General features: G+C 55.2%; 12 protein-coding genes and 1 tRNA gene. 8 read left to right on the top strand and 5 right to left on the bottom strand.

All coding sequences use genetic code 11. From position 1 onward, the window contains the following. Positions 1-147: 147 nt before the first annotated feature. Positions 148-387 (bottom strand): helix-turn-helix domain-containing protein, encoded by a 240-nt coding sequence (locus J7380_RS04420; RefSeq protein ID WP_209194661.1) that lies wholly within the window; start codon positions 385-387, stop codon positions 148-150. A gap of 293 nt (positions 388-680) precedes the next feature. On the opposite strand from J7380_RS04420, the gene J7380_RS04415 reads away from it, so the two are divergent. The 3 genes from J7380_RS04415 (at position 681) to J7380_RS04405 (ending at position 8,371) form a co-directional block, all read left to right on the top strand. Further along, positions 681-1,274, top strand: coding sequence for a helix-turn-helix transcriptional regulator (locus J7380_RS04415; protein WP_209194660.1), 594 nt, complete (start codon positions 681-683; stop codon positions 1,272-1,274). Between the two features lie 178 nt (positions 1,275-1,452). Beyond that, positions 1,453-7,713: an ATP-binding protein gene (locus tag J7380_RS04410; RefSeq protein WP_209194659.1), complete on the top strand. Its 6,261-nt coding sequence runs from the start codon at positions 1,453-1,455 to the stop codon at positions 7,711-7,713. After that, entirely contained in the window at positions 7,691-8,371 is a 681-nt protein-coding gene (locus J7380_RS04405; protein WP_209194658.1) for a hypothetical protein, read from the top strand. Before J7380_RS04410 ends, J7380_RS04405 begins: the two co-directional genes overlap by 23 nt. A 393-nt stretch (positions 8,372-8,764) precedes the next feature. Here J7380_RS04405 and J7380_RS04400 read toward each other — a convergent pair. The 4 genes from J7380_RS04400 to J7380_RS04385 form a co-directional block, all read right to left on the bottom strand. Further along, positions 8,765-8,841 (bottom strand) — tRNA-Arg (locus tag J7380_RS04400). A gap of 64 nt (positions 8,842-8,905) precedes the next feature. Next, complete coding sequence (locus J7380_RS04395) at positions 8,906-10,288, bottom strand: HAMP domain-containing sensor histidine kinase (RefSeq protein ID WP_348539070.1); 1,383 nt, start codon at positions 10,286-10,288, stop codon at positions 8,906-8,908. An 18-nt stretch (positions 10,289-10,306) separates the two neighbouring features. After that, the gene (locus tag J7380_RS04390; RefSeq protein ID WP_209194657.1) at positions 10,307-11,725 is read right to left on the bottom strand and encodes an FAD-dependent oxidoreductase; all 1,419 of its coding nucleotides are present in this window, start codon (positions 11,723-11,725) and stop codon (positions 10,307-10,309) included. 4 nt (positions 11,726-11,729) lie between these two features. Next, entirely contained in the window at positions 11,730-12,461 is a 732-nt protein-coding gene (locus J7380_RS04385; RefSeq protein WP_170356702.1) for a TVP38/TMEM64 family protein, read from the bottom strand. Between the two features lie 296 nt (positions 12,462-12,757). Here J7380_RS04385 and rpmH point away from each other — a divergent pair, with 296 nt between their 5' ends. Genes rpmH through ttcA form a run of 5 tightly spaced genes read left to right on the top strand, consistent with a single transcriptional unit; the run spans position 12,758 to position 16,160 of the window. Continuing rightward, positions 12,758-12,892 carry a 50S ribosomal protein L34 gene (rpmH, locus tag J7380_RS04380; protein ID WP_005980833.1) on the top strand — a complete coding sequence of 45 codons (135 nt, stop codon included), beginning with the start codon at positions 12,758-12,760 and terminating at the stop codon, positions 12,890-12,892. A 26-nt stretch (positions 12,893-12,918) separates the two neighbouring features. Further along, positions 12,919-13,341: a ribonuclease P protein component gene (gene rnpA / locus J7380_RS04375; protein ID WP_209194656.1), complete on the top strand. Its 423-nt coding sequence runs from the start codon at positions 12,919-12,921 to the stop codon at positions 13,339-13,341. Next, positions 13,338-13,574 carry a membrane protein insertion efficiency factor YidD gene (gene yidD / locus J7380_RS04370; protein ID WP_170356651.1) on the top strand — a complete coding sequence of 79 codons (237 nt, stop codon included), beginning with the start codon at positions 13,338-13,340 and terminating at the stop codon, positions 13,572-13,574. The genes rnpA and yidD overlap by 4 nt, the downstream gene beginning before the upstream one ends. Before the next feature lie 31 nt (positions 13,575-13,605). After that, entirely contained in the window at positions 13,606-15,222 is a 1,617-nt protein-coding gene (locus J7380_RS04365) for an acyl-CoA dehydrogenase family protein (protein WP_209194655.1), read from the top strand. Between the two features lie 44 nt (positions 15,223-15,266). Further along, on the top strand, positions 15,267-16,160 hold the full coding sequence (gene ttcA, locus J7380_RS04360) for a tRNA 2-thiocytidine(32) synthetase TtcA (protein ID WP_209194654.1): 894 nt from the start codon (positions 15,267-15,269) through the stop codon (positions 16,158-16,160). Positions 16,161-16,214: the final 54 nt, after the last annotated feature.

Below are 16,214 nucleotides of genomic sequence, written 5' to 3'. Positions count from 1 at the left end.
GACAAAAGGTGACCCGCCCGCTGAAGTGATCAGCGCGGTTGACGGGTCGCCAGAATTGGGTCATGAAGGGAGTGCAAAGGGGTCGAAATCTTTTGCACGAGCCTTTCAGGAGCCCAGCTCTTGGAGGGCTCTTAGCTTTCTAGGGCTTCATTTCTCGTCCTCCTCACTCTGCAATTGGTCGAAAAGCTCTGAAACGGGCACACCTATGGCATTCGCTAGGGCCTGCTCAATCCGTGCATTTTTCAGTTTGCGGAGACCGACAAGAGACAGCGTCGTGCGGGAAACATTGAGCTTGCGGGCTTCGGCCGCCAGGCTCGTTCCGTTCAGCCTAAGGGACATTTTCAGGCGCTCGTGGGCTTCCAGCCTCTTTCGCTCGTCTTCCGTCACTCGCTTGCCCTCTCATTATCGTTCGCTTTTAGGTGCGAACCTTTACGGACTTTGCGTGTAAACCGAGTGACCTCGCAAGTCCTTGAGGAGTTTGGAATAATACGCGGGCCCCATGCTTTGAAAAAATCGTGCGGCAAAAAGATTCCGGTCAGCCCAAATTCTCCGTTAGTTTTCAGCAAACGCGGACAACAGAAAAGTAGGTCGCGCGGACAGTCGAACTTTTTTTGAAAGTCCCGATGCTGCGATGCTAAATGGGTGCAATTTGCCCACCACCGTTGAAATGTAGGACCGACATGACGGACAAAAACGATTCGAAAGCCCACAAAAAAGACGGACAGAGGATCTTCAACACCAGAGCTGAGTTAGGCTTGACCCAACAGAAGATGGCTGAAAAATTTGGTTGCTCTTTAAGAACCTATCGAAACTACGAACGCGCAATCACTACCGCACCATTAGAGTTTCGCCGAGATGTTGCAGAAGCGTCTGGCTTGGACATACATCCCATCGATCCGGAAGTAGATCCTTTTCTTTTGATCGTTCAGAGTCGGGAATTGAAAGAGGCGGCTAATTCATCACCGACATCAGAGCACGATCTGAAAAAACAATCCCTTTGGACACGCATAAGACGTTTCCGAGCGTCGAGCCAGGAATACTGTAGAAACGGGATCACACCCTTGAGACGATGGTTTGAAAATGCAGTGTTTACCGCCCAACTTACTTCTTCGTTTGTTTTGGCTATTGAATTGTTTCAGCGTTCGATTGGGGGATGGCAAACACACCAAGTCTACCACGACACCTTGCTTTTTACTTCGGCGCTGACAGCTGTGTGCCTATTCTTTCCTACCGCATTGACGATTCCTTGGGGCATTAAGTCGGTCAAGTGCTGAAGGCAGGGCGGAAACCGGCCATTCGCTGCTCGAACGATATCGTGTTTACGGCTTAACGATAGCAGACGTTGAATTGCGGAGGCGAGAAATTCGCGCGAATGAAACGGTGTAACTATCTTCAATTCTCAATATATAGTGATGATATCACCTGAACCGCCAGTATTTAGAGATATTTAAGATGCATCTTGACCCCGTTCGCCCAAGTAGAGCAGGCGATCAATTCCACTACCTTTGGGCGGCAAGACGTAGTCTGCGCCTCCTTATGCCTTCTTCAGGTTTGGTAGCCATCGCAATTGAAGGCGTTTCAGCCTCAGAGACAAGTGAGTCAAGTGGATCGAGCGGAGAGGAAGTTATTGATGTAGCTGAGTACTTTGGAAGCGAAGAGCTTTCCAAGTGCAAGAAAGTTACCTACCTCCAACTAAAGCACTCTTCCTTGAACACGGGGAAATCTTGGGTACTAGGCGATCTGAAGAAAACATTGGTGGGCTTCTACAAGAGGTACCAGGCGTTTCTGTCAGGTATTGCGGACCCGGAAAAGCAGTCAGTAGAGTTTGTGTTTCTGACCAACCGACCTGTTGCGGACTGGGTTCACACTTTGCTGGAGAGGATCAAATCAAGAAAACTGGCGCCGAGCGACGCCAGCAAATGGCAACAGATAAAAAGGTACCTATCGGCGGACGATGAAGCGGTATTCGACTTCCTTAGGCATTTTAGTATTTCTGATACGACCGATGGGTACTGGGAACAGCGGAACATCCTGCACCAAGAATTGACAGGTTATCTTCCTGGTCCAGACCAAGACGGGGCGGACCAGCTCCTGCTGTTAGTTACCAAGAAGGCGTTACCCGAAAGCTCCAGAAATCTGTCCATTCGAAAAGAAGATGTCCTTCGTGCTCTGAAGACCGACGAAGAACGACTCTTCCCTGCGCCATGCCTTATCGAAGAGGTAGATGAACTGCTTCCTCGAGAGCAGGAAGATGATTTCGTTGATGTTATTTTGAGTGAGCCCCATGATCCAGTCATTCTTCACGCTGGTGGCGGAGTCGGAAAGACTGCAATAGCCCGTAGGATATCGAACCGGCTGCAAGACGAATGTGAAGTTGTGCTATACGATTGCTTCGGAAACGGTGGATACCGAAGTACAATCAGCCCCAGACATCGGCACGACGTTGCATGCTGTCAGATAGCCAACGAATTGGCCGCAAGAGGTTTGTGTCACCCACTTATTCCATCACACCTCGCAAATGCGGCGGATTACTTGAGGGCTTTCAATCGCCGTCTGACTCAAGCAGTGGACGCCCTTTCCGTCGATAATCCACGCGCCAAAATCATCATTTTGATTGACGCCGCCGACAATGCTCAAATGGCGGCGCAAGAATGTGACGAACGGACAAGTTTTCCTCGTGATCTTTTAAGGCAGACCCTACCCAAGGGCGTTGTTTTGGTGTGTTTGAGTCGATCGCACCGCGTCGCTGAGTATCTTGCGCCACCACTGAATTACAAAAACCTGGAACTAGCGCCATTCTCACAGACGGAGACAAAACAGTTTCTCCACAAGACCTACCCGAAAGCATCCGGGCATGATTTGCTAGAGTTTCACCGGCTGACTACCCGAAATCCAAGGGTTCAAGCAACAGCACTTGAAACAACTTCGTCTCTCAGTGAAGCCTTGGAGGCATTGGGTCCCACAGCAACTACGGTCGAAGATACTATCCGCCAGTTGTTCGCTCGATCAATTGAAACATTGAGAGATCAATCACCCAACGCAGAATCGGCTCAGATTCAGTTGTTTTGCGAGGCGTTGGCAGCGCTCAGGCCGTTTGTTCCAATCAAAGTTCTATCGCTCGCTTCGGGCCTGCCAGAAGAAGCAATTAAGAGCTTCGTCGTGGACATCGGTCGCCCTCTACAGATCCGGTCCGATGCCGTTCAGTTCATAGATGAACCTTCCGAGACTTGGTTTCGAGAAACCTATAAACCGAGCCGCCGGGAAATGTCAGATTTTGTCGACAAGGTCATGCCACTTGCGACGAGCAGTAGCTACGTAGCATCAGCTTTACCGCAACTCCTGCTTGAAGCTGGTAGATACAACGACTTAGTGGAGATGGTCTTATCAGAGGCCGCGCTTCCTCAAGGCACTCCAGCAGAAATGCGGCAGGCGTCACTCAGCAGACTTCAGTTTGCACTCAAGGCGGCGCTGCGAGACAAGCGTTTGGCTGATGCAGCGAAGTTGGCATTGAAAGCTGGCATTGAAACGGCAGGGGACGATCGTCAGCAGCAATTGTTTCAAGACAATGTTGATCTAGTGGCGCATTTTCTGTCGGACGATCAAGTGCGCGAAACAGCCGCAAACAACGGATTCTCCACTTCTTGGCATGGAGGTCAGCGCGCCTACGAGGCAGCCCTACTCGCAAACAATGAAAGCACAATCTCAGAAGCAAGAAACACTCTCCGTGTTGCGAAGAGATGGCTGAAAGCATGGGCTGGTCTCGACCCAAAGGCACGTGAAAAGGAGGAGATGTCGGATAGTGACATCGCCGCACTAGCACTCGCTTCATTGAAGGTCGCTGGAGCCGCCGCTTTCGTGGCGGAGCTTGAGAGTTGGACTCCAAAAAGCGTGGCTTATCGTGCGGGGCTTATTGTTGCTGAGAAGCTAGTTGATCTCGGCTACTACGAACTCCTCGACGAGATCAGTAACGCGGCAAAAAATAACCTTTGTATTCTGCTGGCAATAACCCGAGCGCAGTCGAAGGTACTGCGGTTCCCGCCGAAGGACGCCGTGCGACGCGCCTTCAACGGTGTGGCTGCTTCGCCGAAACGTTTGAAAAAATTTGAGAACCAGCATGACTACAGGCAGCCGCTTCTATCGATCGTACGAGATGTAGCACTTGCTGCTGCCCATCACGGCGTCGCCACCCGTGCAGCTATTGCAGCCATGCTCACGCAGTATATTCCTGATCCGTCCAAAACCTACTTCAGCAATTTTTCATCCGAGCCGAAGTCGACCATAATTTCTGCTCAGTGCCTAAGAGCCAAACTAGTTGGCGACAACATCAAGTTGGAAGACTTGGCGAAATCAGAAATTCGAGAAGAGCTGGCTAAGGACCGGCAGGTACATAGTAGAGAGGCGCGAGAGTTTCTTGACGAAGTTGGACCAGTGTTTCGGTGGCATATGCTTTGGGCCAGCGTCCAGCTTGGTGAAGCAAACACAGACCAACTCAATGACCAGATAAGTCTCTGTATCGAAGACTATAACAAGAACCTAGAATACCGAGATCGCGATCGACGGCACATTGCTGGCGAAGTATCGAGACTCTGGGTGCAGGTCCTTTCTCGGATCGATGATCCAGCTCCCTGCATGTCTCAGTTCATTGAGTGGAAAAACGGCTTAAAGCGTCAGTTGTTCACGCCCGACCTGTGTCTCCTCGCACGTGTCTGTTCGAGTTCGAACCCGCTCAAAGGCTACGCGATAGACTTTGCGGTGGAAGCCGCCGAGATCCTCCAGAACGAGCGTATGGAGGCTGAGCAAAAAGTTGAGGGTTTCTGCGAAATATCACGCTCTATCTTTGTTCTAAGTCCCGGTGAAGCGAATTGCTATTTTGACCAAGCAGTCGAGGTTGCAGGTAGAATAGGACAAGAGCACCTAGACTATTGGAAAGCAATCATAGAGCTGTCTGAGCAATCAGCGACTATAGATTCACCCCAATCCGAGCTAGCATATCGTGTCTCTCGCGGAGCCGAAGTCGCCTATGAGTACGTCGCCCGCGACAAGTACTTTGACTGGGAAGGTACCGTGGAGGCAATCACGATGCTCTGTCCTGCATCGTCGCTCGCAATACTAAGCCGCTGGAGAGATCGAGGTTTTGGGTGGCAGGAGCGAATTCTACCGATCGCTTTGTCGAAGCTGGTTGATATGGGCGAAATCAGCCACTTGGGGCAACTATCCACGATCGGATTTGATATTCACTCACGGACACCTGAGTTACTTGAGGCGGCCTTGGCCACCTGCGAAAGTGAGTATCTCCGACGGAGGATCTTTGATGAGACCGCAAAATATACATTAGTCTCAGGCGCTTCATCTTCACACCTCAGCAGTTTTGTTAAAATTGGGCAGTCAAATGGCTGGCCGGTCGAACGGTTGAGCGCACATTTGTCCGTGGCAAAGTGCAGGGAAGCAAAATCCGACAACAACAGTGGTTTCGCAGGAACAGGCGAGAGAAGCGAAGAAAAGGATTGGAACCATATCTTCTCCGGATTGCAGTTAGATGATCCGGTTACCGTCCGAGGGTGTTATCAGCGGTTTAGGGGTTCTGAACCTCCGTTCTATTTATCGAGCTTTTCTGCTCGGTTTTTCGAGCGCACCAGTATCGGGAAAGAGGCCGACGCACTGAAGTCGCTGTTCTTGATGAAAGACATCAGTCTCTATGACGTGCAAGGTATATTGGACGCGGTGCCTGAGGATTGGAAAAAGCTTCAAAGCGTAAGACGAGCGCTAAGAGAAATCATAGAAGAGGTATGCCGCACCCATTTTTATGAGATAGCAAAGAGCAGATACTACCAACCTTTGCCCTTTGAATTCATTGCCGAAGTGACGGAAATATCGACATCAGAGGTTTTTGGTTTTGTAGTGGACGAAAGTGCGAAGCATCCGGATCTTTTCGGCTCGCAGCGCTTGTTAACTCTTGTTGGCCTGATAGCAAGTCAGATCTCACCGAAAGAAGCACAAGATACCTTGAGCTACGGGTTGGCTCTCTTTGAGAAAGAAATGAATGAAAGTGATGGAGACGGGGCATGGAAGCCTGAGCTCTTCCCACCTTCTGATGCGACAACTGGCTTGGCTGGGTACTTATGGTCCAGTTTGGCGGCTCCTGAAGTATCAACCAGATGGCAAGCGGCACACGTCGTTTGCTTATTGGCCAGTTTCAGTGAAACAAAGGTCTTGGGAGCTCTCGGTCGGTTGGCGAATGCCGAACAACCCAACGTTTTCTACGACTTTTCGTTACCGTTCTACAAACATGCTGCTGAACAATGGTTATTGCTTGCACTTCGGCGAACACTCAATGCTGGCCATAGTGTTCCCCAGGAATTGACAAAGTTCATCCTGGATTCCTGTTCGCCAACGGTGACCCACACAATAATACGCGGATTCGCCGCTCAGTGCGCGTTGCTATTGAGCAATAGCGGTACTGGGGCGCTTGATGAGACCGAGGTTGCAAGATTGGAGAATATCAATTTGTCCGGCTTTGCTCCAGTCTCTAAGCGTGACATTAGCACTGAACTATGGGAGCAAAGCGAGCCATTAAATGAAGATGATCGATACTACTTCGGCCATGATTTACCCCAATATTGGTTCAGTCCCTTGGCACGTGTTTTTGGGATTCCGCAAAAAGAAATCGAACGACGCGTTCTAAGTGTCATCCGAAACAAATGGAAATCAGCCGCCACCGGCGCTTGGGTGGAAGACCCTCGAGGAAAACGGGGCCATTATGAAGGTATGAAAACCCATCACTCCCACGGAAGTTATCCGCGAGTTGAGAGCTTAAGCTTCTATCGCGCATATCACGCCATGATGGAGGTCGCTGGTGCTCTGATCGATGAAGTTCCTGTCCTAGAGAACCCGGATTATTTTGATAGCCTTGAAGACTGGACCCAACGACATTGGATCACCCGTTCTGACGGCAACTGGTTGTCTGATCGTCGCGATCCAAAGCCTCCCTCCTGGCCTGATTGGAAAGACACCGAGGAAACGGATGAATGGCCCACTTCGGTAACAAAGGACGTTTTGGTAAGGCAAATCGAGCATCAAGATTTCATTCCGATTTGGGGCAGCTGGAAGGAAGTCTCCGGAGACAGAGAGCAGTTCGTTCGTATATCTTCCGCACTTGTCTCACCGGAGCGGTCAAGGTCGTTGGTTCGAGCCTTGCAGACCGCCACTAATCCAATGGATTATCGCATTCCGCCAGCGGGTGATGAACTGGAGATCAATGCGGGGGCGTTCCAGCTCCAAGGTTGGGTCGCAGCGGATTCAAGAAGTGAAGGAATTGACGAGTATGACCCTTGGGCTGGGGTCGTCCATTTTCCAAGCATTCGTCCGGCGAGTTGGCTCTGCGATCAATTCGAGCTGTCTTCTGACAGCGAAGGTCGTGTCTGGCAAAATCGTTCGGATCCAGATGGTGTTCAGCTCAGATCGCTGACATGGGGTCGAAAGGAACAAGAACGGGAATTCCGGACCGCGGAGACAGGCTCTCGTCTCGAGATGCAACGAGACGCACTCTTGGCGTGTTTAGAGCGACTAGACCGAGAACTTGTTTTTGAGGTTCAAGTTGAACGGGAATTCAGAAGGGACTCCTATCGAAATCGCGAAAGATCGTTCGGAACTTACACTCCACCATACACACTTATTCTAACCATGGGCTCCGATGGAACATTCCGAACAATCTAAGAAGATAATCGAACTTGGGAAAAGGATCGTCCAAGAGTTAGACCTCGATCAAAGCTGCGACACCCTTGGGCGCTGGATGGCCCATCATTTGGCCCAGCTAATTACCAAAGCTGAGCAAGGTCCTGAAGACGGCACGAGCGCGGCACAACAGGAATGTAGGGCCGCTATCTTTGAACTTTGGGAGCACATACTCTCTGTTCCAACTGCGACCAGACCGTTTCGCGACCTGGAACCTGTCGTTGAGACGATTAGGGCCCTGGATCCCGACGAACGCACTTACTTTTATCAGACGCGAGCTCAGGAAATTGCCGATAGCTCAGATTTACCTGAGGCTGCTAAAGATTGGCTAAAGCTATCCAGGGGGATCGATCACAGTGCAAGGATCCTAATCCAGATGTGCTTCGACCGCGTCGGGGATGAGACTTCTGGAAAACTCAAAGAGTGGATCGAACTCGCGTCGGATGCTGGGGCAAGCGAACTCCCAATCGTAAGAGTGATTCATCAGCTCCAAGATCAGCAAGGCGGCCGCGAGCGAAGTGCGGAGGAGCAAAGAAAGAAGCTTCGAGAACGCCTCGAGCGCCTAGATAGCATGGTTCGGCTGTCTGAGTTGCTCGCACACGACATTCAGCACCAGCTCAATGAACTGGACAGACGTTAGGTGGGTTTGAGGTAGGTTGTTGCACAAGTCGAGACGGCAAGCACAATTCCACGGTCGCCATGTGACCTGGGTTGATGTGAAAGGTTAGTGTTTCCTGCGTTGCGGTCGTTTTGTAAGCGCCCAGGCTAAACCTCCAGTTATTGTCCGCATTGCTTGAGAACTCCTCAGCCTCTCGGCACTAGACCATTAGCCTTCATAATCATTTGAGCCAAACCGATGCGCACAAAGTTGGAACTAAGTTCTAGCTCCAGCAACTGATCTGCAGCTCAGGATCTAATTTCGTTTCTAATAGAAGAGTTTTTTGGGGCGCCTTCCAGTGTCGAACATTCACCGCTTTTCTGGTCCAACTGTGACGGTTGGGTCAGGTTCGTGTGACGTTCAACAAGATACCAATGGCGGACCGAGGAGGATTCGAACCCCCGACCCCTTGATTCGTAGTCAAGTACTCTATCCAGCTGAGCTATCGGTCCGCGTTGGTGAGGCGGTGTTTAGACCCGGCATTAGATACGTGCAAGCCGATTCTGTAAAAAAAAATCAAAAAGTCACGTCGCCCCGTGGGAGACGGATTTCAAAGGTCGTTCCCATCGGTCCGGTTTCGGATAACAGCAGATCTCCACCGTGTCCGCGCACCAGCTCCTGCGAAATCGCCAGACCAAGCCCCGATCCTCCTTTGCGCACGCCCCCCTGAAAGGGTGTAAACAGGTTTTCACGGGCCTTGGGCGGAAGACCGGGACCGGTATCTTTGACCTCGACGCACCAGCTGTTCTCATACTCACAGCCCGAAATCGTGATTTTCCCGGGCTTGCCCGACGCCACAAGTGCCTGACGGGCATTGCGGACTAGGTTCATTATGACTCGGAAAATCTGTTCTGGGTCTGCTCGCGCAACCAAATCTTCGGGCAAGTCGTTTCGGATCTCAACGCAGGCGTCCGCGACAGCCAGCTGTTCGCTGGCCACGACGTCATCGGCGATAGTATGCAGGGGGACCATCGTCAAAGTCGGCGCAGGTTCCTCAGCCCGGCCAAACGCGAGCGTCCCTTCACAGAGAGAGACAGCACGGGTAATCGAATTCACCAGTTTAGGAGCCATACGGCGCACAAGTGGGTCATCACTGGATTCGATCCTGTCCGTGAACAACTGAGCCGACGTCAGGATATTCCGCAGGTCGTGGCTGACTTTGGCCACCGCACCGCCAAGTTGAGCAAGGCGCTCGCGTTGCTTCAGAGCCTGGGTCAGTTCGGTCTGCAACTGTTGCAGCGCCTCTTCCGCCTCGCGCAGCTCGGTTACCTTGGAGTTGGGGGAAATGATCCCTCGCGCGTCTTCGGGCGCACCTGCGTAGCGCTGCATGTATCCGACGACGCCCTTAATCGGACGCACCAGAACCACCCGCACGGCAAGGAACAAGAAAAACGCAGTAATGATTGAGATTACAAAGGACAGGCCAAGTATCCGCAGGCCGTAATCTGTCATCGCCATGTGTAACGGCTTGCTGTCAGTGGTCACCTCGATCAACAACCCCGCCCCTTTGACAGGCTCTCCGATCACTCGGATGATCTCGTTTTCCGGCGTGAACAGGCGCGCCACGGCGTCGCGGATCAAAACCCAGGGGGTCGCGTCACGCAGATCAAAAGTCTTGATGATCTGTTGGGGGATTGGCGAGGACAGCATCAGTTGCCGCACCTCGTCGCGCCGCAATACCACGTTGTAAACACCCGCATTGGCCAACAATTCGGCCTCAAGATCATCCGCAAGCATGTCATCTGCCAGCAGCGCCAGCGACGCAATTTGGGCGCGTTCAAGCCGGTTGAGCAGAAAGTCCTCGCGAAACCGCGCAATCGAAGGGACAAAGATCAGGATCTCGGCCAACATGACGAAGACCGTGGTCAGGATCAGAAATCGGCCCGACAGCGAGTTCACTTTGCACTCTCCTCCCGGTCAGGGCATCCAGCGCTGGACGAACCTGACCACTCGTTTAACTGTCTGATTCTCAAACAGCCTTGGCGAGAAATAGGCACCCGCAACGCGTTTGTTAAGCTCTCCGATCGTCGGATAGGGCGAAACCATCGCGGCGATCTGTCCCATCTTGAGGCTATTGGCCAACGCCAGAGACCACAAGTTGATCAGTTCACCCGCCTGATGGCCTATGATTGTCGCACCCACCGGGCGCCCTTTTACAACCATGACCTTAATGAAGCCTTTCGTCTTGCGCTCGGATATGGCGCGGTCGTTGTGGTGATAATCAAAGCGCGCGATTTCCATCTTGTCGCCGTGCTGCGCGCGCGCCTGCGCCTCGGTCAGACCAACCTGCGCCAGTTCGGGGTCGGTATAGGTAGCCCATGGTATATGCGCGGTTTTCGCCTTGGAGGGCAGACCGAACAACGCCGAGCGGATTATGATTCCCGCGTGATAGCCCGCTACATGAGTGAATTGCAGGCCGCCCGCCACGTCTCCAATGGCGTAGACCTTTTTGTTTGTGGTGCGCAGGGCGTCATCCACCTTGATACCGGTGCGTGTGGGTTCAATCCCCGCTGCCTCAAGGTTCAGCCGGTCAGTGTTGGCTTTGCGCCCCGCGGCCAGCAGCAGGTGCGAGCCCGAGTAGATCTGGCCGGTCTCGGTCACAACCTCGACCTTGCCGTCCGCGCCGCGAATCTGCGCGACCATGGCCTGCTCGTGAATCTCGACACCCTCAGTGCGCAACGAGTCCAGCACGATCTCTGCCGCCTCGGGGTCGTCCTTGCCCAGCGCCTGCATCCCTTCGATCACGGTGACTTTGCAGCCCAGACGGATATGGGCCTGCGCCATCTCCATCCCGATGGGACCGCCGCCGATGATCAGCAGATGCTCGGGCTTGTCGCGCAGGTCAAAGATCGTCTCGTTTGTATAATACGGCACCTGTTCCAGACCGGGGATCGGGGGCACTAATGGCGAGGAACCGGTGGCAATCACCACCCGGCGCGCGGTGATCAGATGATCGCCGGCCTGCACCTGCGTGGGTGAGACGAACTGACCATATTCCCGGATCACCTTGACGCCGAAGCCTTCGAACCGCTCCTGACTGTCCATCGGTTCGATCTGCGCGATCACATCATGCACGTGATCCTTGGCAGCGGCATAGTCCACCTGCGGCACCACATCCGCCACACCCAAAGCCGAAGCATGCGCCTGCCCATAGGCCGCCTTACCGCTGGCGATCAGCGCCTTCGAGGGCACGCAGCCAAAGTTCAGGCAGTCTCCGCCCATCTTGTGACCCTCCAGCAGGATCACATCTGCGCCCATCTGGCTGGCCCCGGCCGCAACCGACAGGCCACCAGACCCGGCGCCAATCACCAGGATATCCGTCTTCAATTCTTGCATAAGATCAGGCGTCCTTTTTGCCGCGCACAGCTTTGATCACGATGGGCAATGCCGCCAGCACGCACAAGCCAATGATAGGCCCAATCACGAACGGCTCCCACAACAAGGACACATCCGGTGTTTCGCCCCGGTCAAACACACCACCCAGGCCAACGCCGATCCAAGTATAGACGATGCCGCCCGGAATAATGCCCAGCGCGGTGGTGAACAGGAAATTGCGGAACTTCACTCCCACCAGCGCAGGCACCAGATTGGCCACAAAGAACGGCACCACCGGTACAAGGCGCAACAGGAACAGGACCGAGATTTCGTTCTCGCGCAGCCCGTCCTTCAGCTTTTTGACCGTTCCTTCCGAGGATTCCAGTTTCGCTGTCAGAGACTCTCCTAACCCCCAGCGCGCCGCCAGAAAGATCGCCGATGCGCCGATGGTGGCCGCGAAAACGTTGAACACGGTGCCCGCAAACAGGCCGAACAGGAACCCGCCTGTCATCGAGGCCACGGCGGCACCGGGCAATGAGAATGCGACGATCACAATATAAATCGCCACGAATGCCCCGGCCATGGCCCAATAATTCGCATCCCGCCACGCCAGCAGGGATTCGCGATTGTCGCGCAGGGTCTCAAAGGTCAGGTAATCGCCCAAAGTGAAGAACCCCGCCACGGCTACGGCAAGAATCACCAACAATGGAATATGGCGCGCAAGCCCGCTGCGCGGGGCCTGAGTTGTATCGCTCATGTCTGTGTCCGGTTTTGTGCGTTTCATCTACGCTCAACATGCGACGTCGCGCTGCGCTGCAACAGGGGCCTCACGCCGCCTTGATGTTTACGGAAGGGAATGTGAGGGTTTCAGGCGGCAAAACCGTCAAATTGAAACTTTTCAACTGTGGCGGTTACAGAATTGTTGCAAAAGGCAGCAAAACCCCCACCTAGGGGTTTGACTTACCCCCCGCCACCCAGTAGAGGACGGGCTTCGAACACTAGGGCAAGGCGAATCTGCGCCGCACCCGACCGCTATAGAATGGAGACGGAGCGATGAAACGCACCTATCAGCCTTCGAACCTGGTTCGCAAACGCCGCCACGGTTTCCGCGCGCGCATGGCCACCAAGGCCGGCCGCAAAATCCTGAACGCACGTCGCGCACGCGGCCGCAAGTCGTTGAGCGCGTAAGCCGCTCGACCTTTCAGGTTATGAACATGACGCCGCCGGAGGCCCCTGAGGATGGTTCACACCAACCCAGCAAGCCTCCGGCGGCGTCCGTTTGTGTGCCTGAACCTTTGATCGTCCTCAAAAAGCGATCCGATTTCCTGAAGGCCGCCCGCGCGCGGCGTCAGGGGACGTCGTCGATGATGGTGCAGGCCCGCAAACGCGCCCCGGACGAAGGATCGGGGATTCGCGTGGGCTTTACCTGTTCTAAGAAGGTGGGCAATGCCGTCGCCCGCAACCGTGCCAAACGCCGTCTGCGCGAGGCTGCGCGCGCCGTTCTGCAGGTTCAGGGTCACGACGGCTGGGATTACGTCCTGATTGGCCGCGCCGAGGTCACGGCGGATCGCGCCTTTGAGGCGCTGCTGGGCGATCTGCGCTATGCGCTGCGCAAAATCCATAGTGACCGGAAATGACCCTGCTGGCGCGTGTCTTTGCCCTGCCCGTCAAGGCCTATCGCCTGATCTTCAGCCCCTGGGTCGGGCACAATTGCCGCTACCAGCCCACCTGCTCGGCCTATGCGTTAGAGGCGTTGGAAAAGCACGGCGCCATTAAGGGCGCATGGCTGACCGCGCGCCGCATTGGCCGATGCCATCCGTGGGGTGGCACGGGCTATGACCCGGTGCCCGACGATACCGACGAGGGTTGACCGAGCGCGACCCCGGCCTGACACTCGGCCCATGACCACACGCGCCCGCGACACCCTGCCGACACATGACGTTCTGAACCAACCGCCCGAGCGCGGCGATATCGACCTCTGGACTTCGGACCCGGTACTGCAAGGGTGCGTGAACCGCGCCAAGGGGCGCGTTGACCCGCTGACGGCCTATGGTCGCGCTCTGGGAACAATCCAAACCCAAGAGGCCGCGCGCGATGCGAACCGGAATGCCCCGGACCTGCGCCTGTTTGATACCGGCGGGCGGCGGCTGGACGAAGTGCGGTTTCACCCCGCCTATCACCAGTTGATGCAGCTGAGCCAAAGCGCCGGATACGCCGCGTTGCCGTGGGATAGTCAGCCCGGTGGCCATGCGACCCATGCCGCAATGGTCTATATGGCCAGCCAGATCGAGCCCGGCCACTGCTGCCCTCTGACAATGACCTATGCGGCGGTGCCTGTGTTAAAAGCCGACGCCAATATTGCCCAGCGCTGGGTGCCCAAACTGACCGCGCATACGTACGATCCCACAATCCAGCCCATAGCGCAGAAACACAGCGCCACGCTGGGCATGGCGATGACCGAGAAACAAGGCGGATCGGATATCCGCGCCAATACCACCACCGCCACGCGGGACGGTGATCATTGGCGGTTGCGCGGGCATAAATGGTTCTGCTCGGCCCCGATGTCGGATGGGTTCCTGACGCTGGCGCAGGCCCCGGGCGGGCTGACTTGTTTCCTTGTGCCACGCTGGCTGGAGGGCGAGCGCAACGCCATCCACCTGATGCGCCTGAAGGACAAGCTGGGCAATCGCGCCAACGCCTCGGCCGAGATCGAATATCACGACGCTCTGGCCTATCAGCTGGGAGACGAGGGCGCGGGCATTCGCACGATCCTTGAGATGGTGCATCACACACGGCTTGATACCGCAATGGCCCCCGCCGGGCTGATGCGCGCCGCCCTGTCTGCGGCGCATCACTGGGTCAGCCACCGCAACGCCTTTCAACGCCGCCTGATCGACCAGCCCCTGATGCAGGCCGTTCTGAGTGATCTGGTGCTGGATTGGGAGGGCGCACTGACCCTCGGGATGCGCGTGGCCCAAGCATTTGACGGGCAAACCCCGGAAGACCGCGCCTTTGCCCGCATCAGCGTGGCGCTGGCCAAGTTCCTTAACAACAAACGCTGCCCCGTGGTCGTGGTCGAAGCGATGGAGGTTTTGGGCGGCATGGGGTACGTCGAGGATACGCCCCTTCCCCTTCTCTACCGCGAGGCACCCCTGAATGGCATCTGGGAGGGGTCGGGCAATGTGATCTGCCTTGATATCCTGCGCACATTGGCGCGTGAGCCTTTGGCCGCCGAGGTTTTGCAGGCCGAACTGGATACCGCACGCGGCGTAGATCGCGCTTACGACGCGGCGCTGCAAGCCTATCGCGGCCAATGGCCCGGCCTGCCCTCTGAACCCGAGGCGCGCTGGTTTGCTGAACGCACCGCTCTGCTGCTGACGGCTTCGCTGCTGTTGCGCCACGCCCCATCCGCCGTGGCCGACGGGTTCATCGTGACGCGCCTGACAGGTGACAGCGGGCGGGTGCCCGGATCAGTACGGGGGCTGAACACAGATGCCTTGCTCGCGCGGCTGGGCTAAGCGTCACCCTTGCCCGGTTGCGCCAACTATTGTAGGGGCTGCGCATGTTTGACGAAGCTGACGATATCCATCCACTCTTTGCCGGCGCGCCCTCGACCACCGAGTTCAAGAAGCTGCGCAAGCGCATCGTGCGCCAGACCCGAGAAGCCATTGAGCAATACGGAATGGTGGACCCGTCGGCCCATGACAAAGATGGCAAGCCTCCACGCTGGTTGGTCTGCCTGTCAGGCGGCAAGGACAGTTATACCCTGCTGGCAGTGCTGTATGAGCTGAAATGGCGCGGTCTTCTGCCCGTCGATCTGCTGGCCTGCAATCTGGATCAGGGGCAACCCGGTTTTCCCGCCACTGTCCTGCCCGAGTTTCTGGAACGGATGGGCGTACCCCACCGGATCGAATATCAAGACACCTATTCTGTCGTGATGGACAAGGTTCCACAGGGCCGAACCTATTGTGCACTTTGCTCGCGTCTGCGCCGTGGCAATCTCTATCGTATTGCGCGTGAGGAAGGCTGTTCCGCCGTCGTTTTGGGACACCACCGCGACGACATCCTCGAGACGTTCTTCATGAACCTGTTCCACGGCGGACGTCTGGCAACGATGCCGCCGAAACTGGTGAATGAAGAAGGCGACCTGTTCGTGTTCCGCCCGCTGGCCCATGTGGCCGAAGCCGATTGCGCGAAATTCGCCAACGCAATGAGCTACCCTATCATTCCCTGCGATCTGTGCGGCAGTCAGGACGGGTTGCAGCGTCAGCAGGTGAAACAGATTCTCGACCAGTGGGAAAAGAACAGCCCCGGTCGGCGACAAGTGATGTTCCGCGCTCTGACAAACGCGCGACCGTCCCATCTTTTGGACCCAAAATTGTTTGATTTCGCAGGGCTTTCTTTAGAATCCAGCGAAAAAGGCAAAATTGCTGACGAAATTCCACATCTGCGTTAACGTCTGACTCAGATTGCTTTTCTAGGGTTGACCACAGCGTGCGACGCCCAAGAA

This window comes from Ruegeria sp. R8_1 (assembly GCF_017743815.1).
GTDB lineage: Bacteria > Pseudomonadota > Alphaproteobacteria > Rhodobacterales > Rhodobacteraceae > Ruegeria > Ruegeria lacuscaerulensis_A.
The sequence above is the reverse complement of the archived record's forward strand: the minus strand, read 5'-3'. Positions and strand labels throughout refer to the sequence as shown.

Bases quoted from the DNA above. Each gene is read 5' to 3' on its own strand.
- J7380_RS04415 (WP_209194660.1), top strand. From the start codon at position 681: ATGACGGACAAAAACGATTCGAAAGCCCACAAAAAAGACGGACAGAGG.
- J7380_RS04410 (WP_209194659.1), top strand. From the start codon at position 1,453: ATGCATCTTGACCCCGTTCGCCCAAGTAGAGCAGGCGATCAATTCCAC.
- J7380_RS04405 (WP_209194658.1), top strand. From the start codon at position 7,691: ATGGAACATTCCGAACAATCTAAGAAGATAATCGAACTTGGGAAAAGG.
- J7380_RS04390 (WP_209194657.1), bottom strand. From the start codon at position 11,725: ATGCAAGAATTGAAGACGGATATCCTGGTGATTGGCGCCGGGTCTGGT.
- J7380_RS04385 (WP_170356702.1), bottom strand. From the start codon at position 12,461: ATGAGCGATACAACTCAGGCCCCGCGCAGCGGGCTTGCGCGCCATATT.
- rpmH (WP_005980833.1), top strand. From the start codon at position 12,758: ATGAAACGCACCTATCAGCCTTCGAACCTGGTTCGCAAACGCCGCCAC.
- rnpA (WP_209194656.1), top strand. From the start codon at position 12,919: ATGACGCCGCCGGAGGCCCCTGAGGATGGTTCACACCAACCCAGCAAG.
- yidD (WP_170356651.1), top strand. From the start codon at position 13,338: ATGACCCTGCTGGCGCGTGTCTTTGCCCTGCCCGTCAAGGCCTATCGC.
- J7380_RS04365 (WP_209194655.1), top strand. From the start codon at position 13,606: ATGACCACACGCGCCCGCGACACCCTGCCGACACATGACGTTCTGAAC.
- ttcA (WP_209194654.1), top strand. From the start codon at position 15,267: ATGTTTGACGAAGCTGACGATATCCATCCACTCTTTGCCGGCGCGCCC.